This window comes from Rhodococcus sp. IEGM 1307 (assembly GCF_030056915.1).
Taxonomy (GTDB): Bacteria; Actinomycetota; Actinomycetes; order Mycobacteriales; family Mycobacteriaceae; genus Rhodococcus_F; species Rhodococcus_F opacus_D.
Genome location: NZ_JASHKW010000038.1, coordinates 9,932 through 33,702, shown reverse-complemented (window position 1 = coordinate 33,702; position 23,771 = coordinate 9,932). Strand labels below are relative to the sequence as shown.

The window sequence follows — 23,771 nt, the reverse complement described above, 5'->3', positions numbered from 1 at the left end:
GAGCCTATCCGCGCGGCTCGGACGGTGTCACTGCCGAGCACGGCTCGGACGGTGTCACTGCCGAGCCCGGCAGACGAGGACGGGGCAGGGTGCGTGGTGCACCAGATTCTGGCTGACGGATCCGAGCAGGGCACCCATCACTTTGCCCCGGCCGTGGCTTCCGACCACCAGCAGCTGCGCCGTCGTCGCGTGCCGCAGAAGGACGTCGGCGGACACCCCCTGTGTCGTCACCTCGTTCACCGGCACGTCCGGGTACTCGTCCCGGATGCCGGCGAGGCATTCGGACACGACGGCCTTCTCCCCTTCCTCGTAGGCGGTCCAGTCCACGTACTTCGACGCATGGGCGAGGCCGTGCTGCTTCTCGCCGCTCCACGCGTGCACCACGTCCAGACCGACGCCGAACGCGGACGCGAGCGCGAACGCCTCCTCGACGGCCTTCTCGCTGACCTGGCTGCCGTCGACGCCGACGACGATCGGGCGGGTGTCCGGTGAGGATGCCGTCGTGGACGCTCCCCGGACGACCGCGACCGGGCTGTGCGCGTGGTTGACCGTCCGGAGCACCGTGGACCCGAGGAGGTAGTCGGTGACCGCGCCGGCACCCTGCGCGCCGAGCGCCACCATCCGCGCCGCCCTCGACAACTCGATCAGGTGGGACGCCGCCGTCCCGGATCGGACGTCGCGCTCGACGGCGAGTCCGGGGTGGTCCTGCAGGACGGCGGCGGTGGTGGCGTCGAGCATCGAGTTGCCGTCCTCGCGCAGTTCCTGGATGAACTGGGCGTCGATCATCATCGCGGTGCCGTTGTAGAACGTGGCCTCGTCCGGGTAGGTGTGGGCGAGCAGGAGTGGGGCGTCGAGCCGGACCGCCGCGCCCGCGGCCCAGCGCGCCGCGTCGAGCGCGGCGCGTGAACCATCGATACCGACGACCACGGGCGCCCCTGCATGTTCGCTCATATCTCTCTCCCTCTACGGCTCGAGAACTGCTGCACCGCTGAACTTTCCGCCGGCCAGGTCGCGCAGGGCCCGGTCGGCACGGTCGAGTGGGTACGGGTGGATGTCGATACTCAGCCGGTGTTCCGCTGCGATGCGCAGGAATTCGACGGAATCCGAACGGGTATTGGCGGTGACGCTGCGGATCTGCCGTTCCCGGAACAGATGCCTCTGGTACTCGAGCGCGGGAATGTCGGTGAGGTGGATCCCCGCGACGGCGAGGGTGCCGCCGTCGGCGAGCGCCTCCATCGCGACGGGCACCAGATCGCCGACCGGCGCGAACAGAATCGCGGAGTCGAGGGGTTCGGGCGGCACGTCGCGCACACCCTGCACGGACGTCGCCCCGAGTCGCTGCGCCAGCGCACGGGCCTCCGCCCCACGCGTCATGACGTGCACGCGGGCGCCGCGGATCGACGCGACCTGGGCGGTGAGGTGCGCGCTGCCGCCGAACCCGTAGAGGCCCAGTGCGCCGCCGTCGGGGACCGCGGCACGTTCGAGTGCCCGGTAGCCGATGATCCCGGCGCACAGCAGGGGTGCGAGTTCGGTGTCCGAGTAGCCCTCCGGCAGGTGCAGCGCGTAGTCGGCCGGGACCGTCGCGAATTCGGCGTATCCGCCGTCCGCATCCCAACCCGTGTACTGCGACTGCCTGCACAGGTTCTCCGCGCCGCGCAGGCAGGCCGCGCAACGTCCGCAGGTGTGACGCAGCCAGGCGATTCCCACCCGGTCGCCGACAGCGAAGGAACCCGACACCGAATCACCCAGTGCGGCAACCTCCCCCACCACCTCGTGGCCGGGAATCACCCGGGGCCGGTGCACGGGCAGATCCCCTTCGGTCACGTGCAGGTCGGTGCGGCACACTCCGCACGCCAGCACCTTCACGAGAAGTTCGCCCGGTCCCGGCCCGGGAACGGTCTCGCGTCCGAGTTCCAGCGGGTGGCCCGCGACGGGGCCCGGCGCGACCACGCGCCACGCGGCCATCGTTCCGGTTCCGCCCTGCGCCGCCGCCATACCCCCCACAATGCCCGTGTGGGGTGGCCACCGCCAGGACCCGGAGGCCCGTGTCTCGAGGACACGGTGTCGCGGCGAAGACCGGGCCGGACCGTTCCCGGCAACTAGGCTCCCAGACATGGACCTGCGCGGTGAAGACCTGTTCACGGTGGCGGGGTCGCTGGCCGAGCTGATCGGTGCGCCGATCACGATCGAGGACGAGAACTCGACGGTTCTGGCCTATTCGAGCGGCGAGCAGGCCGTGGACCAAGCCCGCATCGAGACCATTCTGGGACGGCAGGTGCCCGGGAAGTACCGGCAACTCCTCGCGGACGCCGGTGTCTTCGAGCGCCTGCACCGCGACACCGACGTCTTCTACGTGGACATGCGGATGCCGAACATGACTCCCCGAGCGGTGATCGCGGTGCGGGACGCGGGACGGTCGGTCGGGTCCATTTGGGCGGCGATGACGTCCGCCCCCACTCCGGAACAGGAATCGATCCTGCGGTCCGCGGTGCCGGTTGTCGCCGAACACATCGCGGCGGAGCGCGAACGCGTGGACGTGACGCGCCGGATGCAGGTGGATCGGGTGGGTGCGCTGATCAACGGCGGCGAGCCCGCCTTCCGCGCCGCCGACGATCTCCGGCTGGAGGGAAGGCTGACCGTCGCGGCGGCCGCCCCGGTCGCGATCGGGCGCTCGCTGCCATCCGGTTTGCTCGCTTCCCTCGGCCTGTACCTCGACACGTTGGCGGTCGATTCGGTCGCCGCCCAGCTCGACGACGTCATCTATGTGGTCATCGCCGCGTCGGAGAAGGACGTCCGGCGCCTCGCCGAGAATTTCCTCGGTCGCGCCCGCAGCGGGGCGGCGTTCGTGGTCGCCGTCGGACGCGAAGTGACCACGGCCAGCCAGGCTCACCTGTCGCGAGGGGACGCCGACCGGGTTCTCACCGTCCTGCAGCACGCCCGGTCCGGCGGTGTCGTCGGGACGATGCGGGACAGTCTCGCGTCCGTGCTGGCGTTGCGTGTGGCAGACATCTTCGACGGCCTCGGCGAGCTCACCCCACTCGCCGCGCTCACCCGGCACGACGAGCAGCACGGGACCGATCTCGTGGCTACGGCCCGCGCCTTCCTCGCCTACGGCGGCGACGTCGCCGATGCGGCCGCCGCGCTGCACGTGCACCCCAACACGCTGAGGAACCGGCTGCGACGCTGCGTCGATTCGTGCGACGTGGACCTGTCCGACGCGGACACCCGGCTCATCCTGATGTTGCATCTGAAGCTGACGGGGCTGCGGGGCATGTGACCCCTGGCCGATTGCACAGGGGGCACTGTCGGGGACTGGCCGAACGGCTACTCCCCCGGCGCCGTCGCCGACCCATGATGGAGTCATGAGCACAGTGCAGCGCCCTGACCATGTCGCGATCGTCGGAGCAGGCGTCGTCGGATTGTCCACGGCGTGGTTCCTCCAGGAGCGCGGCGTGCGCGTCACGGTCGTCGATCGTGAGAGTGTCGCGTCGGACGCGTCCTGGGGCAACGCGGGTTGGCTCGCACCGGCATTGACGCTGCCGCTGCCCGAGCCCGCCGTGTTGAAGTACGGGCTGCGCGCGATGCTGAATCCGTCGTCGCCGGTCTACGTTCCCTTCACGACCGATCTGCGCCTGGTGCGTTTCCTCGTCGGCTTCGCCCGGCACTGCACGCCCTCCCGGTGGGAGGACGCGATGAAGGTGTACGCCGAGGTCAACCGGATCTCCCTGGGCGCCTACGACGAACTCGCGGACGGCGGCGTGCGGGAGCACACGCATCTCGCCGACCCGTTCCTCACCGCGTTCAAGTCGGACGAGGACCGCGAAGCGCTCGTCGACGAGTTCCGTCACGTCGAGGCCGCGGGCGGCGAGGTCGAGTACGACCGCGTCGACAGGGACGAGATCCACTCTCTCGAGCCGAGTCTCGGCAATGGCGTGCACTCCGGTCTGAGGCTGCGCAACCAGCGCTTCATCGACCCGCCGCGCTTCGTGCACTCACTCGCCGACGCCGTCCGGGCCCGTGGCGGCGACATCAGGTCCGGTTTCGACGTGGCCGCTGTGCAGGATCGGGGACAGTCCGGGGCCAGCCTGGTCTCGGTCACCGGCGACGCTGTCGCCGCCGATGCCGTCGTCATCGCCAGCGGCGCACGCCTCAATGCTCTCGCCCGCCCGTTCGGTGTCCGCGCCCTGGTGCAGGCCGGCCGCGGCTACAGCTTCAGCGTCCAGCCCGAGCAGATGCCGAAGAACCCGATCTACTTCCCCACGCAGCGAGTGGCGTGCACCCCGCTGCACGACCGTTTCCGTGTCGCCGGGATGATGGAATTCCGCAGTCCCGACGCGCCTCTCGACCCGCGTCGGGTCCGGGCGATCATCGAGGCCGCGACTCCCATGTTCACCGGCATCGACTGGGAATCGCGTCAGGAGGAGTGGGTCGGATCCCGGCCCTGCACCACCGACGGACTTCCGCTCGTCGGCGCCACCCGCTCCCCCCGCGTGCACGTGGCGGGCGGTCACGGAATGTGGGGCATCGCCCTGGGCCCGCTCACCGGGCGCATGATGGCCGACTCCATGACCGGCGGCGAGGTTCCCGGCGTCATGCGGCATTTCGACCCGCTGCGCTGAGCGCGGCTCACGAACGGGCTGCCCAGAATCTGCGCAGTTCGACGACCAGCTCGCGCGCACGTTCGTCGGGGAAGAACAACTTGCCACCCCGGATCTCCACGACTTCCCGTGCTCCCGGGATGAGGTCGCGCAGCCAGTAGGCCCACTTCGTCCGGAAGAACATGTCTCCGGTGCCCCACACGACGAGTGTGGGGACCTCGAGTGCCGCGAGGTCCGGCTCGACCGCGAGTAGGTCGCGTGGATGGAGGGACCCGATCCAGCGCTGGAAGAGCAACGCTCGGTCGTGGGTGCCGAGCAGCGGCTGGACGTACGACGCCACGACTTCCTCCGGCAGTGATCGCACGTTCTGATACCCACTGCCGTACAACAACTTACGAGCCCTCGACACATTCCTCGCCAGCGGTCGCGCAATCCGGGCGAGCAGTCCCGCCCGGGCGAGCAGCACGGCGGGAAGGAATGCCTTCGGCGGCACGTTGTCATGGGTCTCGCAGTTCGTCAACGTCAGCGACGACAACCTGTCGGGGTGCCGGGCCGCGAAGATCTGCGCGACCGCTCCGCCGGTGTCGTTGGCAACCACGTCGACCTCGAGCAGCCCGAGGGCGTCGCACGTGGCCGCGACGACGTCGGCGAGCGCGCCCAGCGTGAAGTCCTGATCGGGCGCGGCGGGGGTATGACCGTGCAGCGGAAGGTCGAGGGCGACGCACCGTCTTTCGCCCTCGAGCTGACGGATCACGTTGCGCCAGAGGTAGCCGGAGGTCCCGACGCCGTGGATGAAGAACGCCACACGGCCGGTGCCGGAATCGAGGTAGCTGACCGGACCACGGTCCGTGTCGACGGTCTTCCTGCGTGTGTCGAACTCCGCGAGAGTCATGAGGACCATCTCCTGCATTCCACGGTAGTTCGCAAGCCTCGAGACATCAACGCGGCCGTCGAGCGCCCCGGTCAGTCCAGCTTTCCCACCACCGACTCCGCGCTCGCGACCAGCGCGCCGGACGAGGCGAGGATGACCGCGGCCTCGATCTCCGGCGCGAGGTGACGATCGGCCCCCGGTCCGGCGACGTGCTCGCGGATCGTGTCCCGCACCGCACCCGTCGCCGGCGACGGCGCCAGCGGGGCACGCAGGTCGAGCGCACGAGCGGCCGTCAACGCCTCGATCGCGAGCACCCGGGTCAGTCCGTCGATCGCCCGGCGCAGCTTCCGGGCCGCCGACCAACCCATCGACACGTGATCCTCCTGCATCGCCGACGACGGAATCGAGTCCACACTCGCCGGCGCCGCCAGCCGCTTCAGCTCCGAGACGATCGCCGCCTGGGTGTACTGGGCGATCATGTGGCCGCTGTCCACCCCGGGATCGTCGGCCAAAAACGGGGGCAGCCCGTGATTGCGGGCCACGTCGAGGAAGCGGTCGGTGCGGCGCTCACTCATGCTCGCCACATCCGCGACGACGATCGCCAGGAAGTCCAGCACGTACCCGACCGGCGCCCCGTGGAAATTGCCGTTCGACTCCACCCGCCCGTCCAACGTGACCACCGGATTGTCGATTGCGCTCGCCAGTTCCCAGGACGCCACCCGCTCGGCGTGCGCGAGCGTGTCCCGCGCCGCCCCGGCGACCTGCGGGGCGCACCGCAACGAATAGGCGTCCTGCACCACGGTGCAGCTGGGATTGGCGTGACTCTTGACGATCTCCGAGCCGGCGAGCAACCGAACCATGTTCGCAGCAGCGCGGGCCTGACCGGGGTGCGGCCGCAGCGCCTGCAGGTCCGGGGCGAACACCCGGTCGGTGCCCAGCAGCGCCTCCACGCTCATCGCCGCGGTGACGTCGGCCAGTCGGAGGAGCCCGTGGAGGTCCGCGCACGCCAGCAGCAGCATGCCGAGCATGCCGTCCGTGCCGTTGATCAAGGCCAGCCCCTCCTTCTCCTCGAGGATCACCGGTGCGATACCGGCGGCGGACATCGCCTCTCGCGCCTGCATCTGCGCCCCGTCCGCATCCCGCACCGTGCCCTCACCGATCACCGCGAGCGCGACATGGGCCAGCGGCGCCAGATCACCCGAGCACCCGAGGCTCCCGTATTCGTGGACTACCGGCGTGATGCCGGCCGACAGGAGCGACGCGTAAACCTGCGCGACTTCCGGCCGCGCGCCGGTCCTGCCGGTGGCCAGGGTCGACAACCGCAGCAGCATCAGCGCACGCACGACCTCGCGTTCCACCTCGGGGCCGTTTCCGGCGGCATGCGAGCGCACCAGACTGCGCTGCAGCTGCGTCCGGAGCGCAGAGGGGATGTGCCGGGTGGCGAGGGCCCCGAAACCCGTCGAGATCCCGTACACGGGCTTCGGGTCCTCGGCCAGCGCCTCGATGCGCTTCCGGGTTTCCGCCATGGCCGACATCGCGTCCCGCGAGATCCGCACCGGCGCGCCGAGACGCGCCACCCGGATCACTTCTTCGGCGGAGACCGCTCCGGTTCCGACCACGACAGACTCTTCGGCTCCCACAACCCCCAGTCTCCCCCGGGGCCGGGCGGAGAGTGACGGGATTGCGGGAGCGACGACGGCGTCTACAACCGGCCGCGGAGAGCTTCCTCGATTTCGCGTGGCGTCATCAGACGTTCGAGTTTTTCACTCGGCCACGAGGACGGACGTCCTTGCAATCGGGCTGATTCGAGTAGAGGGAGAGGGCTGCGGTCCCACCGCAGGATCGAATGAACATTCACTACCGATCACTTCCGAACACCGACTCGACAACTTTCCATTTGCGCCATTGCACCGGCGACATTTCGTCGCGCTCTTGACTCATCGCCCATCGTGCCCCTTTGGTTACACGGTTTCGATGAGGCGCGCGGAAGTGCTGGAAAACTGCGGTCGGGACGAGAATTCAGTGACCTACCGCACACCTCTCCGGCACGAGCGCCTACCATGACGTCAAAGTAATTGTTACCTTACGTACCACCTTCCCTGACTGGAGACAGCCGATGGCAAACACCCTCGAAGCAAGCATCGACATCGACGCGACCCCGCAAGACGTGTGGGCCGTCGTGTCGGATCTGAATCGGATGGGCGAATGGAGCCCCCAGTGCCGCACGATGCGCGTCCTCGGCGGCGTCGTCGAAGAGGGCACCAAAACCGTCAACATCAACCGCAAGGGCTTCCTCGTGTGGCCGACCACGTCGAAGGTCGTGAAGTTCCAGCCGAACAAGACCATCGCGTTCCGGATCCTCGAGAACCGCACCATCTGGTCGTACGAACTCGAGCCGACGGCAGGCGGAACCAAGGTCACCGAGCGCCGTGAAGCCCCGACCGGGACGTCGAAGGTGTCACAGTTCCTGGTCAAGACCGTTCTCGGCGGCAACGAGGACTTCGAGGTCGACCTCGTGAACGGCATGAACACCACTCTCGCCCGCATCAAGTCGGCCGCCGAACGCACGTAGTCCGGTTGACCCTCGACCTGGTCGAGGCCCCAGCGTGGTCCGCATGGACACACCGGACGCCGTCATGGCGAGGATCGCGCAGGGACAGGAACTGGCAGTAGCGGGTGACCGGGAGGGCGCCCGACGCATCTTCGAGGAGGTGTGGGACGCCCTCGCCGGTCCCGGCGACGACACACCGGACCCGCTGCACGTCGCCACGCTGGCCCACTACATGGCGGACGTCCAGACCGACCCCGCCGAGGAACTGCGCTGGGATCTGCGAGCCCTCACCGCCGCCGACTCGCTGACCGACGACCGAGCCCGGCAGCATCACTCCTCGCTCCGGGTCGCGGGGTTCTACCCGTCGCTGCACCTCAACGTCGCGGCCGCTCATCACGCGCTCGGCCAGTCGTCCGAGGCACGCGACCATCTCGATCGGGCCACGCAGAGCTGCGAACACCTCACCGACAACGGATATGGCCGGATGATCCGCGGGGCCGTCGAGCGGCTCCGCGCAGAACTCGACGCCGAGGCTGTCGGACCGCAAGGGCAGAGTGAGCACCGTGCTCAGCATCGGTGAACTCGCCCGGGCGTCCGGTCTGTCGGTCAGCGCGCTGCGGTTCTACGACAAGGCGGGTGTGCTCACCCCACACGTGGTCGACCCGCGCACGGGTTACCGCTGGTATGCCGACCGGCACGTGGGCGCAGCGGTCCTCGTCGCCGCGATGCGCCGGGTGGGTGTGCCGGTGAAGGACATGGCGGCCGTGCTGAGCGGGACGGATGCCCACGGGCTCCTCGACCGACATCTCGGCCGGCTCGAGAAGGGGCTCGACGACGCCCGGCGCGAACTGGCAAGGATTCACCGCCTGCTCGACGCGCGAGCGGCGCGGGAGTGCACAGTCGTCCTCCGCACCACCGACCTCCTCACCGCGTTCGGCTCGGTGCGGTTCGCCGCCGACCCGGACTCGGCGTTCCCGGTGTTGCGCGGCTGCCTCCTGGAAACGGACCACAACGTGCTGCGGCTCGTCACCACCGACCGCTACCGGCTGGCGGTGGGAACGGTGCCCCTCCTCGAACCGCCGGACGCACCGATCTCCGCCGTCGTCCCGTGCACGTTCCTGGACGACGCGGCCGGGCTGCTGGGTCGCCACGACACGGTGACCGTCGTCCTCGGCGCCGACAGCATCACCCTCCGCTGCGGCGCCGAACAGCTCGGCACCCGCCTCGTCGACGGTGCGTTTCCCGACCATCGCAGTCTGTCGCCCCTCGACCGCGGAATCGAACACACCTTCTCCTCGGCGGACCTGCGTGCACTCCTCGCCGACGCCGGCGACCGAGTGGATCTCGGCGTTCTCGAGTCGGGCGAGATCGTCGTCAGCAGGCAGGGGACGGAGCAGCCCGTGCGCTTCCAGGTGCAGGTGAACACCGGTTTTCTCCTCGAAGCCGTCGACGCGCTGCCGGGTGAGCAGTTGACGTTCCAGGTGGGTGGACCCATCACCCCGCTCGCCATCCGGCCACGATCCGTTCACACATCGGACCCCGCGAGTGCGTACTCTCTCCTGATGCCGTTGCAGCCGGTAGTGCTCACGTAATCTGTGGGTGCGGCGCGATGGCGCGCAGGCAGCACGTCCGTCCGACACAGTTAGAGGAGCCCGTGGCACGCAAGCCCACACCCCCCGGAACCCCGCAATCCACGAGCGTCGGGCACATCGTCGACCTCGTCCGCGGAGCAGTTCCGCCCCTGCACCCGGCCGGGCTGCCCTTCGTCCTCGCGCCACTCGGTGTGGCCGTCCTCGGCCGCAAGCGCAAGTGGGTCCGGCGTGGAGCGCTGACCTCCGCCGCAGCGTGCGCCGCGTTCTTCCGGCATCCGCACCGTGTTCCGCCGAACCGTGTCGGCGTCGTGGTCGCACCCGCCGACGGCGAGGTCGCGCTCGTCGACTCCGCGGTCCCGCCGTCCGAACTCGACATGGGCACCGAGCCGCTCCCCCGGGTCAGCATCTTCCTGTCCGTGCTCGACGTGCACGTCCAGCGCAGTCCTGTCGGCGGTGAGGTCACGAAGGTCGTCCACCGGCCGGGTCAGTTCCTCTCCGCCGACCTCGCCGACGCCAGCGAGGTCAACGAACGCAACAGCATGCTGCTGCACACCCCGGAGGGCCACGACGTCGCCGTCGTGCAGATCGCCGGTCTGCTCGCTCGCCGGATCGTCTGCGACGCCAAGGTCGGCGACACCCTCCCGATCGGTGACACGTACGGCCTGATCCGGTTCGGCTCCCGCGTCGACACGTACTTCCCGGCGGGCACCACGTTGCTCGCCGAGCGAGGACAGCGGACGATCGGTGCCGAGACCGTCATCGCTCAACTGCCGTGATCGCCAACGCGAAGCAGCAGCGGAGGGGTCGACCCCAGCAGGCGGTCCGGCTCCTGCCGAGCGTGGTCACGATCCTCGCGCTGTGTGCGGGGCTGTCCGCCGTCAAGTTCGCGCTCGACGGCGACCTGGGAACGGCGTTGGCCATGATCGGTGCGGCCGCGGTCCTCGACTCGCTCGACGGCCGGATCGCGCGCATGCTCGACGCCACCAGCAAGATGGGTGCCGAACTGGATTCGCTCGCCGATTCCATCTCGTTCGGCGTCGCCCCGGCCCTGGTCCTCTACGTCACGCTGCTGGACGGCCAGAGTTTCGGCTGGATCATCGCCCTGATCTACGCGGTGAGCATCGTGCTGCGGCTGGCCCGGTTCAACACGCTCCTCGACGAGGACGACATGCCGGGTTACGCCAACGAGTACTTCACGGGTGTCCCGGCGCCCGCGGGTGCCCTGGTCGCGCTGACCCCGCTGGCTGCCGCGGCGCAGTGGGGCGACGGCTGGTGGTCGTCGTATCCCGTCGTCGTGGCGTGGACCGTGATCTCCGCGGCGCTGATCGTCAGCCGGATCCCCACGCTCGCACTGAAGACGGTGTCGGTGCCCCCGCACATGGCGGCCGGTCTGCTCGTCCTCGTGGCGCTCGCAGCGGCGGCTCTGGTCACCTACCCGTACATCCTGCTGATCGCGCTCGTCGCGGTGTACCTCGGGCACATTCCGTTCGCGGTCCACTCCAAGCGGTGGGTAGCCGCGCGACCCGAGACGTGGGACATCAAGCCGTCCGAGCGGCGGGCCATCCGGCGTCAGCCCGACGCCCGTGGCAGGCGATCCGCCGCACGGCTCGGACTGCGCCGTCCCCGGGCCCGATAGTTCGCTCCCGCACGTAGGCTCGACGGCGTGACCTCACCGGAACTTGCGCTCACAGTCCGACTGAACACCTCGGCCGCCGACACCCGGCGCGGCGTGGTCCGGCTGCATCCGGAAGCCCTGGCCGCGCTCGGCCTCCGCGAGTGGGACGCGATCGCCCTCGTCGGCGCGCGCCGCACCGCCGCGGTGGCAGGTCGCGCGCCGACCGGAACCCCCACCGGGACTGCACTCCTCGACGACGTGACGCTGTCCAACGCCGGGCTGACCGAGAACAGCACGGTTGTCGTGACACCGGTGACGGTGTACGGCGGGAAGACCGTGACGGTCAGCGGGTCGAATCTGGCCGTCAACTCCGTCTCCGACGTCACCCTGCGTCACGCCCTGCTCGGCAAGGTCCTCACGGTCGGCGACACGGTGTCGCTGCTCCCCCGCGATCTGGGCCCCGGCACCAGCACCGCCCCCGCGACGCAGGCACTGTCCCGGACGTTCGGTGTCGCCTGGACGTCCGAGTTGCTCACCGTCACCGGGGTCGACCCGGCCGGTGGTCCGGTGAGCGTGCAGCCCAACACCGCGGTCGGGTGGGGCGAGGGTGTGCGCGCAACGGTGTCCACGGCCCCGACCCGGCTGCCCGCGCCGCCCGTCCGGCCCGCCGAGGAGGTTCCCCCGGTTCCAGTCGAGGACCTGGTGGGTGCCCACACCCAGGCAGCCAAACTCACCGAGTGGCTCGGACTGGCACTCGACGAACCCGAACTGCTCCGCAAGCTCGGGGCCTCACCCCATCTGGGCGTCCTGGTGACCGGGCCCGCCGGTGTCGGGAAGGCGACGCTCGCCCGCGCGGTGCTCGCCTCCCGGCGACTCGTCGAACTCGACGGGCCGAGTGCCGGCGCGCTGGAAGCCGACTCACGGTTGCAGCGGGTCACCGCGGCGGTCGACGCGATCCGCAGCGGCGGCGTCCTGCTGATCACCGACATCGATGCCCTGCTGCCCGCCACCCCGGAGCCGGTGTCCGCGCTGATCGTCGAACAACTCCGCCGCGCAGTCGACACCGTCGGGGTCGCGTTCGTCGCGACGTCGGCGCACCCCGAGTCGGTCGACACCAGGTTGCGCGGGCAGGACCTGTGCGACCGCGAACTCACCCTGACCCTGCCCGACGGCTCCACCCGCCGGGCGCTGCTGGAACTGCTTCTGCGGAAGGTCCCCACCGACGGCATCGCCCTCGACGCGATCGCGGCCCGCACACCGGGGTTCGTCGTCGCCGACCTCGCCGCGCTGTGCCGGGAAGCGGCCCTGCGGGCCGCCTCACGCGCCACCAGGAAACCCGTCGACCCCGCACTCACACAAGACGACCTGCTCGGCGCGCTCGACGTCATCCGCCCGCTGTCGCGGTCGGGCAGCGAGGAACTCGCGATCGGCACCCTCACCCTCGACGACGTCGGGGACATGGTGGAGACCAAGCAGGCGCTGACCGAGGCGGTCCTGTGGCCGTTGCAGCATCCGGATTCGTTCGCCCGCCTCGGCGTCGATCCCCCGCGCGGAGTGCTGCTGTACGGTCCGCCCGGTTGCGGCAAGACCTATCTCGTTCGGGCGCTGGCAAGTTCGGGGCATCTGAGTGTGCACGCCGTCAAGGGCGCCGAGCTGATGGACAAGTGGGTGGGCGCGTCCGAGAAGGCCGTCCGCGAACTGTTCCAGCGGGCGCGGGATTCGGCCCCGTCACTGATCTTCCTCGACGAGGTGGACGCCCTCGCGCCGCGGCGCGGCCAGAGCTCCGACTCCGGGGTGTCCGATCGGGTGGTGGCCGCCCTGCTCACCGAACTCGACGGCGTCGAACCGCTGCGCGACGTGGTGGTCGTCGGCGCCACCAACCGTCCCGACCTCATCGACCCGGCGTTGCTGCGCCCCGGCCGCCTGGAGCGGCTGGTTTTCGTGCCGCCGCCGGACGGCGAGGCCCGCCGCGCGATCCTGCGGACATCCGGGAAGTCGGTGCCCCTCGCCGACGACGTCGACCTCGACGCCCTTGCCGACGACCTCGACGGCTACTCGGCCGCCGACTGCTCGGCGCTGCTGCGGGAAGCCGCGCTGGCCGCCATGCGCCGGAACATCGACGCCGCCGACGTCACCGCGGCCGACGTGGCCGAGGCACGCGAAAAGGTGCGCCCCTCACTCGATCCCGAGCAAGTGGCGCACCTCGAGTCCTATGCGCTGTCGCGCCCGTGAGTACTTGTTAACCGCCCGCAGTTAACAAGTACTCACGGGTCAGGACCAGCGGCCGAGCAGCGTGGCCGCGTGTGCGGCGAGGGCGGCCTGGAAGAAAGGCCCGAAGCTCACCCGCGCGACGCCGAGCGGCCCGAAGCTCGCCGGATCGTCCTGATCGGGCAGGCCGATGGCGTTGACGGGCAGCGGGAGCTCCGACGTGAGCCGCTTCTGGGTGGCGTCGTCGTGACGGCCCACGGGGTACAGCACGTCGGCGCCGGCCTCGGCGGCGAGCTTCAGCCGAGCGATCGCGCGGTCGACACGGTCGGACTCGTCGCCCACCTGCTTCACGAACAGGTCGGTGCGCGCATTCACGACCACGTGGACGCCGGCAGCGTCGGCCGCTTGCCGCAGCCCTCCGACGAAGTCGGCGTGCTCCTGCGGTTCGCGGAGCCGCCCGCCCTCGCTGTGGACCGTGTCCTCGATGTTCAGGCCCACGGCTCCCGCGCCGATCAGACCTTCGATCAGCCGGGCGGGCTCGAGCCCGTATCCCGATTCGATGTCGACCGACAGCGGCAACTCCACCGCCGCGGTGATCTGCGAGATGCGGTGCAGCAGCTCGTCGAACGTGATCCCCTCGTTGTCGGGCTTGCCGATCGAGTCGGATACCGGGTGGCTCCCGACGGTCAGCGCCTGAAACCCAGCGGACACAGCCAGATTCGCGGACCAGGCATCCCACACGGTGGGCAGGATGACCGGGTTGCCGGGCTGGTGCAGCCCCAGCAGGGTGGTGGCCTTCTCGTTGATCGACGTCATAGGTGGGCTCCTCGCCTCGGTTGTATTCGATCGAAGTCGTTCTCGGGCACGCCTTCGGTGCCAACGCCGGGTTCGCCATTTCCATTCCTTCCCGCTCGAGTACCGTGAGCGAATGGACTTCCGGGAACCTCTGTCGGCCGCGGCTGCTCTCGCGTCCGGCGCACTGGCCGGTTTCGTCCTCACCAATCCCCGCAACCGGGCCTGGACGATCAACGCGTCCGACCGGGAGATCGAGCGGTGGCTCAGCAGCCAGCCGACGGGTGTGGTGGTGGCTCTCGTTCTCGCCGTCGTCGCGGTGGCCGGTCTGCAACGGTCCGGCTCCCGGCGGGTGTCGTGGATCCTGGCGGCGGCGTGCGCGCTCGCCCTGATCGGCGCGCGCTGGGCGGTGCCGAATGCCGGCGGGGTCGACACGCTGATCGCCCTGCATTTCGCGAAGACCGCGACTGCCGGGTTCCTGCTGGGCGCGGCGGTCGCCGCGGTGTGGGGTCGCTGGGTTTCGCATCTGGCGCTGACTCTCGGTGTCGCGAGCGCGTTCCTTCTCGCGAGTGTGCAGCGACTGCCGCGCAGTGACACCGCGTACGTCGAGCCCGCGAGTATGAGCACCTCCGCGATCGGCGAGCCCCCGCAGTGGCTGCTGCTCGGAGTTCTCGTGCTCGCGCTCGCGTCGGCGGTGGTGGCACGGTCGCAGTTCCGGGTGCAGCGTCCGGACCGGAAGACACTGCTGACCGCGCTGGTCGGCGCCGTGGCTCTCGCCCTGCTCAACCGGTTGTTCGGGGCGTGGATCGACGATCAGGAATTCGGCGAGCCCCTGACGGTCTGGCTGATCGTCGCGTTCTCGCTCGCCGTGATTCTGACGGCCACGGTGCTGATCGCACGCCGGTTCCCGGGGATCGACGGACGCTTCCTGCTAGCCGCGACCGGTGTCACCGCTGCGGCCGTGCTCGTCCTCGACGACCTCCGCACTCCGCGGGTGACGACGCCCGCGCCGGCGTTGCTGGCGGTCGGCGTCGTCGCTCTCGCCGCGGGAATCGCGGTGGCGGTCCGGGTCCCGCCGAAGTGGCGGCGCCCGCAGTGGGGACTCTGCCTGGCCGCCGTCGTTCCGCTGCTCGCCGCCGTGTGGCCCGACTTCGGCGACGACGGCGTCGCTCTGCTGATCCGGCTGGCCGTGCTGGGTTGCGGCACGGGTTTCGCGCTCGCCACCGCTTTGCCGGGGTCGGCGCCGGTCGCGGTACTCGGTTTCGCGTTGCCGTTCGCGTCGCTGGTGTTCGTGGCGGCGACCACCGTTCCCCGCAGCCGGGTGGTCTACTCGGGCGCGAGCAGCGAACACCGTCTGCCGTCGTCGCCTGCCTCGACCGCTGCGTCCGACCATCTCGTCGGCTTCGTGATGCTGCTCGTCGTGGCGTTCTGCGTCTACTCGGTGCACGAGCGGCGCAGTACCCCGGAAGGCAGCTAGTCGAGGAGACCGAGCGACTGAAGCCGGCGGAACACGAGCATCGAGCCGGGCGCGACGTCGGGCATGGCCGCGTATTCGTCGACGGTGAAGTACCGGAGTTCGGCGATCTCGCTCGTCGGCCGCGGCTCGGCGCTCAGTTCGGCGAGGAAGCAGGTCATGTGCAGGTCGGTGCCCTCGGGATGTCCGTACGCGGGCGCCTCGAAGACCCCCAGATGTTCGAGCGTCCCATCGACGATTCGGGCGTCGAGTTCCTCCCGGATCTCGCGGTGCAGAGCCTGTTCGGCGTTCTCGCCGGGATCGATCTTTCCGCCTGCCATGTAGAACGCGGTCTTCCCCACCGATCGGGTCTGGAGGAGTTTCCGGTCGCGGATGTGGGCGAGCGCGGCGGTTCGGATCTCGGCGGGCACCGTCACAAGATAGAACAGTCCGGTCGGCCGCCCATAACACACGCGCCCCATTAGTCCGATTTGCCGCGATTGCGAGTCCGAATAACCGACCCAGTAGGATGTACCCCGTAGCCCAGTTCGCTAGCTAAGCGAACGGTCTACACGACTCGGTTCGTTTCGTTCCGACACCCCGCCGCCCGCTGACCCCCGACGGAGTGCCTTTTGCTTGCTGTTCTGCTCGCCCATGCCGTTGCCGCCGTTCTGGCTCCGCTTGTGGTGCGCAAGTTCGGCCGCAACGGTTTCTACCCTCTTTCCCTCGTCCCGCTGGCGTCGCTCGGTTGGGTGATCGCGAACTGGGGCACGGAGCAGACCGTGTCCATCGTGTGGGCTCCGGGCCTGTCGATGGACCTCGACTTCTGGTTCGATCCGCTGGCCGCGATCATGTCGGTGCTGGTGCTGGGCATCGGCACGCTGATCCTGGTCTACTGTGCGCGTTACTTCACCGACGACGAACCTCGTCTCGGCATCTTCGCCGCCGAGATGGTGGCCTTCGCCGGCGCCATGTTCGGCCTCGTCGCCAGCGACAACATGTTGCTGCTGTACATATTCTGGGAACTGACGACGGTCCTGTCGTTCCTGCTGGTCGGGCATTACGCCGAACGCGCGTCGAGTCGCCGGGCGGCAACGCAGGCGCTGCTCGTCACCACCGCGGGTGGTCTGGCCATGCTGGTCGGCATCATCATCCTCGGCCAGGTGAGCGGCACGTACAACCTGTCCGAACTGATCGAGGTCGCACCTCGCGGCTGGCTCGCCGGTGTCGCCGTCGTGCTGGTCCTCATCGGCGCGCTGTCGAAGTCCGCGATCGTGCCGCTGCACTTCTGGCTGCCCGGAGCGATGGCCGCCCCGACCCCGGTCAGCGGCTATCTGCACGCCGCGGCCATGGTGAAGGCCGGCATCTTTCTCGTGGCCAGACTGTCGCCCGGTTTCGCCGACTCGGCGCCCTGGCGGTTCACGATCATCACGCTCGGCCTGCTGACGATGGTCCTCGCCGGGTGGCGGGCGATGCGCGCCTTCGACCTCAAACTGGTGCTCGCGTTCGGCACCGTCAGCCAGCTCGGTTTCATGATGGTGCTGGTCGGCCTCGGCACCCGCGACGCCGCGCTCGCCGGCATGACGATGGTGGTCGCGCACGCGATGTTCAAGGCCGCGCTGTTCATGGTGGTCGGCATCATCGACCACACGACGGGCACCCGCGACATCCGCAAGCTCGCGCACCTCGGTGACCGTGCGCCCGCGCTCGCGGTCGTCGCCGCACTGGCCGCGGCGAGCATGGCCGGGCTTCCCCCGTTCCTCGGGTTCGTCGGCAAGGAAGCCGCATTCGACTCCCTGCTGAGCACGACCGTCCTGGCCGACCCGGCACGGATCGTCACCGTCGGCGTCGTGGTGTTCGGTTCGATCCTGACACTCGCCTACAGCGTGCGCTTCATGTGGGGAGCCTTCGGTCGCAAGCGGCTCGCGCGGCCGAGCCCGGCCGTGCAGGGCATGCACGCACCCGGACCGTTGTTCCTCGGCGCGCCCGCCGTTCTCTCGGTACTGAGCCTGGCGGCGGGACTCGCGGCGCCGCAGCTCGAGAAGCTGCTGACGCCGTACTCGCAGACCCTGCCCGCCGAGGGCGTCTCCGACTACCACCTCGCCCTGTGGCACGGCATGAACACCGCCCTGCTGCTCACCCTGCTGGTGTTCGCCGTCGGCACCGCGCTCTTCGTGGCGCAGCGCTGGGTCAACCGGTTGCGGTTCGAGCATCCTCCGCTCGGCAACGCCGACCGCATCTACGACGCGACGCTGCGCGGCATGGACGCGCTGTCGATGCGGCTGACCGGCGCCACCCAGCGCGGTTCGCTGCCGCTGACCCAGGCGACCATCCTCGGCACCCTCGTGGTGGTGCCGCTGGTACTGCTCGTCGTCGGCACGAATACGGGCGCCGACGTCCGGTTGTGGGATTCGCCGGTGCAGTTCGTGATCGGGCTGATGATGGTCGCGGCCGCGCTCGCCGCCACGGTGATGCGCAACCGTCTGGCCAGCGTGATCCTCGTCGGTCTCAGCGGTTACGGCTGCGGTGTGCTGTTCGCCCTCCACGGTGCCCCCGACCTCGCACTCACCCAGTTCCTGGTGGAGACGCTGACGCTCGTCATCTTCGTGCTCGTGTTCCGGAAGCTGCCCGCCGAGGTCGACGAGCGCCGGGCCATCGGATTCAAGATTCCGCGGGCACTGCTGGCGGTCGCGGTCGGTGCCACCATCACCACGATCGGCGCGTACGCCATCAATGCGCGGAACTCGGTGCCGATCTACGAGCGACTCCCCGACGCGGCGTACTACCTCGGCAACGGCAAGAACGTCGTCAACGTTCTGCTCGTCGACATCCGTGCCTGGGACACGCTCGGTGAGATCTCGGTGCTGCTGGTGGCGGCCACGGGTGTCGCGAGCCTGGTGTTCCGCAACCGCCGCTTCGGCAGCGCCCCCCGGGTGTCCGACGCTCCCGCGGTCACGGCCGATTCGTCGGCGTCGCATTCCGAGACCACGTGGCTGCTCGGCGGCGACCTCATCGATCCGAAACACCGGTCGCTGGTCCTCGAGGTGACGACCCGGCTGATCTTCCCGACCATCATGGTGTTGTCGGTCTACTTCTTCTTCGCCGGTCACAACGCGCCCGGCGGCGGGTTCGCCGGCGGCCTCACGGCCGGTCTCGCGCTGGTCCTGCGGTACCTCGCCGGTGGACGGTACGAACTCGGCGAAACTGTCCCGATCGACGCGGGCAAGATCCTGGGCCTCGGGCTCACGCTTGCCGCGGGCACCGCGCTGGCGTCGCTGTTCCTCGGCGCCCCGGCGCTATCCTCCGCGGTGTTCGAGGTGACGCTGCCGCTGGTCGGCCACGTCAAGATGGTCACCGCCCTGTTCTTCGACCTGGGTGTGTATCTCATCGTGGTCGGTCTCGTACTCGACGTGCTCCGCAGTCTCGGCGCACGTCTCGACGCACAGATCGAGGTGAACCAGCGGTGAGCGCGAACATCGGATTTCTCGTCATCATCGGCGTCCTGGTGTCGGCCGGCGTCTACCTGCTCATCGAACGCAGCATCACCCGCATGCTGCTGGGACTGCTGCTGTTCGGCAACGGCATCAATCTCCTGATCCTCACGTCCGGCGGAACGGACGGCAATCCGCCCATCGTCGGCCGCGAGTCCATTCACGAGTCGATGGCCGACCCGCTGGCTCAGGCGATGATCCTGACGGCGATCGTCATCACGATGGGCATCGCCGGCTTCGTGCTCGCGCTCGCGTACCGGTCGTTCAAGATCACCACGCAGGACGCCGTCGAGAACGACCCCGAGGACACCAAGGTCCTGCGGCGCCGGTCGCCCGCCGAGGCACCCGACCGCGACCGCTCCGACGACCCGGTCACCGGCGAGCCGAGTTTCAGCGGCGACGCATTCGACAAGGACGGAAACCCCATTCCCCTGGAAGAGCTGAAGAACCTCGAAGACCTCGAATGCTACGAAGACCTGCACGAGGGTGACTTCGACGACGAAGAGGACTCCGACAAGGCCGGGATCGGGGAAAAGTCGTGACCATTTCCCCGCACATGATCACGGCCCTCGCGCCGCTGCCTGTCCTCGTCCCGATGCTCGCCGCCGCGGCCACGCTGGTGCTCGGCCGTCGTCCGCGGGCCCAGCGGATCATCACGCTCGTCGCGTTGATCGGCGTCCTCGTCGTGTCCGGACTGCTGCTGTTCCTGGCCGACCGCGACGGGACGACGGCCATTCAGGTGGGTGGCTGGGATTCGCCGATCGGCATCACGCTGGTGGTCGACCGGCTGTCCGCGATGATGCTGGTGGTCTCGTCGATCGTGTTGCTCGCCGTCATGGCGTACGCCGTGGGTCAGGGTATCCGCGACGGCAGTGAGGACCAGCCCGTCTCGATCTTCCTGCCGACGTATCTGGCGCTGACGGCGGGCATCTCCAACGCGTTCCTGGCGGGCGACCTGTTCAATCTGTACGTCGGCTTCGAGGTGCTCCTCGCCGCCAGCTTCGTGCTGCTGACGCTCGGTGCGAGCGCCGACCGCGTCCGTGCGGGTGTGTCGTACGTGATGGTGTCGATGGTGTCGTCGCTGATCTTCCTGGCGGGTATTGCGTTCGCCTACGCGGCCACCGGAACCCTCAACCTCGCCGACATGGCCACCCGCCTCGACGGCATCCCGTCCGGCACGCGCACCGCCATCTTCGGTGTGCTGCTCGTGGCGTTCGGCATCAAGGCGGCGGTGTTCCCGCTGTCGACGTGGCTGCCCGACTCCTACCCCACCGCGCCCGCCCCGGTCACCGCCGTGTTCGCCGGCCTGCTCACCAAGGTGGGTGTGTACGCGATCATCCGCGCGCACACGTTGCTCTTCCCGGAGGGCGAACTCGACAACGTGCTGATGGTGTGCGGCCTCCTGACGATGCTCGTCGGCATCCTCGGTGCGATCGCGCAGAGCGACATCAAACGACTACTGTCCTTCACCCTGGTCAGCCACATCGGGTACATGGTGTTCGGTGTCGCGCTGTCCACCCAGTCGGGGCTGTCGGGCGCCATCTACTACGTGGCCCACCACATTCTGGTGCAGACCACACTGTTCCTGGTGGTCGGTCTGATCGAACGCCAGGCCGGGTCGTCGTCGTTGCGACGTCTGGGCGGGCTCGCCGCGGCGAGCCCCGTCCTGGCCATCGTGTTCCTCGTCCCGGCCCTCAACCTCGGCGGCATTCCCCCGTTCTCCGGGTTCATCGGCAAGGTCGCGCTGCTGCAAGCCGGCTCGGCGGATGCGAGCGTGCTGGCGTGGATCCTCGTCGCGGGCGGCACCCTCACCAGCCTCCTCACGCTGTACGTCGTCGCCCGCGTGTGGACCAAGGCGTTCTGGCGGGCCCGCGCCGACGCCCCCGAGGGTGACCTCGCGGACGTCAGCCCGTCGGCGCTGCTCGACGAGTCCGAGGCCGACATCTCGTTCGACGACCGCGCCGACGTGGGCCGTATCCCCGCGATGATGCTCATCCCCACCGTCGCCCTCGTCGCCGTGGGGCTGGCGATGACGGTGTTCGCCGGCCAGATCATCCAGATCAGCGATCGCGCGGCGAGCGATCTGCAGAACCGGTCCATCTACATCGACGCCGTCCTCGGCGGGCACCCCGGCGGCGAAGCGCAGGAGGCACCGCGATGAAACGCGAGAGACTTCTCCAGTTCGGCGCGCTGCTGTGGCTGATGGCGGTGTGGATCCTGTTGTGGGGCAACGTCAGCTGGGGCAACATTCTCGGCGGGCTCGCCGTCGGTGCGCTCATCATGGTGCTCATGCCGCTGCCGCGGGTGCCCGTGGAGGGCCGGGTGCACGTCCTGCCGCTGCTCCGGCTGGCGATGATGTTCGTGTACTACTCGCTCCAGTCGAGCCTCCAGATCGCGTACCTCGCGCTCCGGCCCGGGCCGCCGCCCGTCACCGGGGTCCTGCGCTACCAGCTGGGGATCAAGTCGGACCTCGTCCTGACGCTGTGCATCGACGTCCTGAACCTCATTCCGGGCACCATGGTTCTCGAGATCGACCAGGTGCGGCGGATCGTCTACGTGCACGTCCTGGACATGGGCTCGCAGAAGGCGGTCAGCCAGTTCTACCGCACGGTCGCGCAGTTGGAACGATTGTTCATCGAGGCGTTCGAACGCGACTCCGACTGGAAACCGAGCCCCTGGCACAACCGCGACCTGCAGTACGACGACCCCACTCAGGAGGGCAGCTCATGACAGTCGTCTCGGTCATATCCGGAATCATCCTGGTCGTCGCCGGGGTCCTGACGACGTTCCGGCTGCTCGACGGGCCCAACTCGCTGGACCGCCTCGTCGCTCTCGACACCCTGATCGCGCTCGCCATGTGCGGGCTCGCCGTGTGGGCCGCGTACACCGGCGACACGACGATCGTGCCCGCCATCGTCGCGTTGTCGCTGGTGGGGTTCATCGGTTCGGTGTCGGTGGCCCGGTTCCGGGTGAGTGACAAGTCGTGACCACCGTGCTGAACGTCATCGGGGCCACGCTCATGCTGTGCGGCTCCCTGCTCGCACTGACGGCCGCCATCGCCATCGTGCGATTCCCGGACACCCTGCGCCGCATGCACGCCGCCACCAAACCGCAGGTGGTCGGTCTCATCATGGTTCTCGCGGGCGCCGTCCTCGAACTGCGTGGCAACGTCGACATCTGGATGCTGATCCTCGTCGGCATCTTCACCCTGTTCACCGCGCCGGTCATCGCGCACAGCGTCGGACGGGTGGCGTACCGGGAGCAGCGAGATCAGGACGGGCTGTTGATGATCAACGAGTTGGAGCCGCCAGAACATCAGTGACCGCTGCCTTCGCGCCGCTGCCCCACCGCGCGAGTGCGGTGTCGGGCCGGGCGAAGAACGTCGCGTAGAACCCGAGGCTCATCGCGGCGAGGGCACCGAGGACGAGCGGTCCGGACACCTCGGGGAATCGGCCCATCGGCACCGCGAGGTAGCGGTAGCTGAGGAGCAGTCCGGCCAGCACCAGCGCGCCGCCTCCGACGAGACGGACCCGGAACCAGCCCCACCCCCGTTCGGGGTCGCGCAACGCGGATTCGATGGTGAGGCACAGAACGGCGCCGGCGACCAGGTCGACGCCGTAGTGGTAGCCGAACCCGAGGGTCGCCGTCAGCGTGCACACCAGCCAGAACGTGCCGCCGAGGCGCAGCCACCAGGCGCCCTGCCGGGAGTGGATGAACAGGGCGAGGGCCCACGCCGTGTGCAGGCTCGGCATGCAGTTGCGGGGGGTCGTCGAATCGAACGACATCGGTTCGGGCGCGAAGTCGGGTGTCGGGACGACGTTGGGCCAGTAGTCGCTGACCTGGAACCCCAGCCCTTCGGTGCCGAACGCGAAGATCGGTCCGACCACCGGGAACAGCACGTAGAACACGGGACCGATGAGACCGATCAGCAGGAACGTGCGCACCAGGTAGTGCGACGGCCAGCCGTTCCGCAGCTGGTAGACGGCCACCGCGATGGCCGCGACCGGCAGTTCGATGTAGACCCAGTGGAGGATGCCGTAGCCGACGGGTCCGAGGGCGTCGACGAACTGCCCCAGGTGCCACGACGGGCTGCCCAGCGCGTGGTCGGCCAGCTGGGCGTATTCGTCGAGGACCATCGGCCCGGCCATGATCGTGACCTGCAGCCAGGCGTCGCCGAATTTGGTCGCGAGAATCAGCAGCGCACCGAGGCCGACACCCTTGAGGGCGCTGCGCCGGTGGTCGCCGGTCCAGCGGACCGCCGCATACACGCCCACCCCGGTGAGTACCCAGGTCGCGCCGTTTCCGACGGTCAGCGGTCCACCGGACAGATAGCGCACCGCGGCGACCACGATATCGATGCCGGCCGCGGCGGCGAGTGCCACGACGCGCTGGCGATTGGTGAGCCCGACCATCGCCAGCGCGAGGCCGGCCCACGGGACCGACGCCGACTTGGGGGTCAGGACGTAGTCGTGGAAAAGGCTTTCGAGGGGACCCTGGAAACCCTGTATGGACGCGACCGATTGGACGACCACCAGCAGGATCGCCACCCCGAGCGCCCCGCCCGCCACGAACATGCGGGAACGATCGACGGACCCACCCG

22 protein-coding genes are annotated in these 23,771 nt (G+C 69.2%); 15 read left to right on the top strand and 7 right to left on the bottom strand.

Features of this window, described 5'->3' with window-relative positions:
* Positions 1-54: 54 nt before the first annotated feature.
* Together QM841_RS41210 and QM841_RS41205 are read right to left on the bottom strand one after the other, a co-directional pair.
* Complete coding sequence (locus QM841_RS41210) at positions 55-951, bottom strand: universal stress protein (RefSeq protein ID WP_283336528.1); 897 nt, start codon at positions 949-951, stop codon at positions 55-57.
* Positions 952-963: 12 nt separating this feature from the next.
* Entirely contained in the window at positions 964-1,965 is a 1,002-nt protein-coding gene (locus tag QM841_RS41205; protein WP_283336533.1) for a zinc-binding alcohol dehydrogenase family protein, read from the bottom strand.
* Positions 1,966-2,113: 148 nt separating this feature from the next.
* Here QM841_RS41205 and QM841_RS41200 point away from each other — a divergent pair, with 148 nt between their 5' ends.
* Together QM841_RS41200 and QM841_RS41195 are read left to right on the top strand one after the other, a co-directional pair.
* The gene (locus QM841_RS41200) at positions 2,114-3,277 is read left to right on the top strand and encodes a helix-turn-helix domain-containing protein (protein ID WP_283336527.1); all 1,164 of its coding nucleotides are present in this window, start codon (positions 2,114-2,116) and stop codon (positions 3,275-3,277) included.
* An 85-nt stretch (positions 3,278-3,362) separates the two neighbouring features.
* Positions 3,363-4,619: an NAD(P)/FAD-dependent oxidoreductase gene (locus QM841_RS41195; RefSeq protein WP_283336526.1), complete on the top strand. Its 1,257-nt coding sequence runs from the start codon at positions 3,363-3,365 to the stop codon at positions 4,617-4,619.
* A gap of 7 nt (positions 4,620-4,626) precedes the next feature.
* Here the strand turns inward: QM841_RS41195 and QM841_RS41190 are convergent, their stop codons facing one another.
* On the bottom strand, positions 4,627-5,490 hold the full coding sequence (locus tag QM841_RS41190; protein ID WP_283336524.1) for an alpha/beta fold hydrolase: 864 nt from the start codon (positions 5,488-5,490) through the stop codon (positions 4,627-4,629).
* Between the two features lie 71 nt (positions 5,491-5,561).
* Positions 5,562-7,109: a histidine ammonia-lyase gene (gene hutH, locus QM841_RS41185; RefSeq protein WP_283336523.1), complete on the bottom strand. Its 1,548-nt coding sequence runs from the start codon at positions 7,107-7,109 to the stop codon at positions 5,562-5,564.
* Positions 7,110-7,585: 476 nt separating this feature from the next.
* On the opposite strand from hutH, the gene QM841_RS41180 reads away from it, so the two are divergent.
* From QM841_RS41180 to QM841_RS41155, 6 genes are all read left to right on the top strand, one after another.
* Positions 7,586-8,041, top strand: coding sequence for an SRPBCC family protein (locus QM841_RS41180; RefSeq protein ID WP_283336522.1), 456 nt, complete (start codon positions 7,586-7,588; stop codon positions 8,039-8,041).
* 34 nt (positions 8,042-8,075) lie between these two features.
* Positions 8,076-8,600 (top strand): hypothetical protein, encoded by a 525-nt coding sequence (locus tag QM841_RS41175; RefSeq protein WP_283336521.1) that lies wholly within the window; start codon positions 8,076-8,078, stop codon positions 8,598-8,600.
* A complete protein-coding gene (locus QM841_RS41170; protein ID WP_283336520.1) occupies positions 8,575-9,612 on the top strand; it encodes a DNA polymerase III subunit beta family protein in 1,038 nt (345 codons plus the stop codon). Before QM841_RS41175 ends, QM841_RS41170 begins: the two co-directional genes overlap by 26 nt.
* Before the next feature lie 62 nt (positions 9,613-9,674).
* On the top strand, positions 9,675-10,388 hold the full coding sequence (locus tag QM841_RS41165; protein ID WP_005251765.1) for a phosphatidylserine decarboxylase: 714 nt from the start codon (positions 9,675-9,677) through the stop codon (positions 10,386-10,388).
* Positions 10,385-11,248 (top strand): CDP-diacylglycerol--serine O-phosphatidyltransferase, encoded by an 864-nt coding sequence (pssA, locus tag QM841_RS41160; protein WP_005251763.1) that lies wholly within the window; start codon positions 10,385-10,387, stop codon positions 11,246-11,248. Before QM841_RS41165 ends, pssA begins: the two co-directional genes overlap by 4 nt.
* A 27-nt stretch (positions 11,249-11,275) precedes the next feature.
* Positions 11,276-13,459, top strand: a complete 2,184-nt coding sequence (locus tag QM841_RS41155) for an AAA family ATPase (protein ID WP_283336518.1) — start codon at positions 11,276-11,278, stop codon at positions 13,457-13,459.
* 39 nt (positions 13,460-13,498) lie between these two features.
* On the opposite strand, the gene QM841_RS41150 is transcribed toward QM841_RS41155, so the two are convergent.
* Positions 13,499-14,251, bottom strand: a complete 753-nt coding sequence (locus QM841_RS41150; RefSeq protein WP_009474832.1) for an isocitrate lyase/PEP mutase family protein — start codon at positions 14,249-14,251, stop codon at positions 13,499-13,501.
* A 112-nt stretch (positions 14,252-14,363) separates the two neighbouring features.
* Here QM841_RS41150 and QM841_RS41145 point away from each other — a divergent pair, with 112 nt between their 5' ends.
* A complete protein-coding gene (locus tag QM841_RS41145) occupies positions 14,364-15,704 on the top strand; it encodes a hypothetical protein (protein ID WP_280779819.1) in 1,341 nt (446 codons plus the stop codon).
* On the opposite strand, the gene QM841_RS41140 is transcribed toward QM841_RS41145, so the two are convergent.
* The gene (locus QM841_RS41140; RefSeq protein ID WP_280780017.1) at positions 15,701-16,117 is read right to left on the bottom strand and encodes an NUDIX hydrolase; all 417 of its coding nucleotides are present in this window, start codon (positions 16,115-16,117) and stop codon (positions 15,701-15,703) included. The two genes, QM841_RS41145 and QM841_RS41140, sit on opposite strands and share 4 nt — an antisense overlap.
* A gap of 195 nt (positions 16,118-16,312) precedes the next feature.
* Between QM841_RS41140 and QM841_RS41135 the strand changes: the two genes are divergently transcribed.
* Genes QM841_RS41135 through mnhG form a run of 6 tightly spaced genes read left to right on the top strand, consistent with a single transcriptional unit; the run spans position 16,313 to position 22,493 of the window.
* Positions 16,313-19,147: a Na+/H+ antiporter subunit A gene (locus tag QM841_RS41135; protein WP_283336516.1), complete on the top strand. Its 2,835-nt coding sequence runs from the start codon at positions 16,313-16,315 to the stop codon at positions 19,145-19,147.
* Complete coding sequence (locus QM841_RS41130; protein ID WP_007301319.1) at positions 19,144-19,713, top strand: Na(+)/H(+) antiporter subunit C; 570 nt, start codon at positions 19,144-19,146, stop codon at positions 19,711-19,713. Before QM841_RS41135 ends, QM841_RS41130 begins: the two co-directional genes overlap by 4 nt.
* Positions 19,710-21,332 (top strand): Na+/H+ antiporter subunit D, encoded by a 1,623-nt coding sequence (locus QM841_RS41125; protein ID WP_283336515.1) that lies wholly within the window; start codon positions 19,710-19,712, stop codon positions 21,330-21,332. Before QM841_RS41130 ends, QM841_RS41125 begins: the two co-directional genes overlap by 4 nt.
* Positions 21,329-21,901 carry a Na+/H+ antiporter subunit E gene (locus tag QM841_RS41120; protein WP_280779815.1) on the top strand — a complete coding sequence of 191 codons (573 nt, stop codon included), beginning with the start codon at positions 21,329-21,331 and terminating at the stop codon, positions 21,899-21,901. The genes QM841_RS41125 and QM841_RS41120 overlap by 4 nt, the downstream gene beginning before the upstream one ends.
* The gene (locus QM841_RS41115; protein WP_005251754.1) at positions 21,898-22,158 is read left to right on the top strand and encodes a monovalent cation/H+ antiporter complex subunit F; all 261 of its coding nucleotides are present in this window, start codon (positions 21,898-21,900) and stop codon (positions 22,156-22,158) included. Before QM841_RS41120 ends, QM841_RS41115 begins: the two co-directional genes overlap by 4 nt.
* Entirely contained in the window at positions 22,155-22,493 is a 339-nt protein-coding gene (mnhG, locus tag QM841_RS41110; RefSeq protein ID WP_005251747.1) for a monovalent cation/H(+) antiporter subunit G, read from the top strand. Before QM841_RS41115 ends, mnhG begins: the two co-directional genes overlap by 4 nt.
* On the opposite strand, the gene QM841_RS41105 is transcribed toward mnhG, so the two are convergent.
* A complete protein-coding gene (locus QM841_RS41105; protein WP_283336532.1) occupies positions 22,462-23,745 on the bottom strand; it encodes a phosphatase PAP2 family protein in 1,284 nt (427 codons plus the stop codon). The two genes, mnhG and QM841_RS41105, sit on opposite strands and share 32 nt — an antisense overlap.
* Between the last annotated feature and the right edge of the window lie 26 nt (positions 23,746-23,771).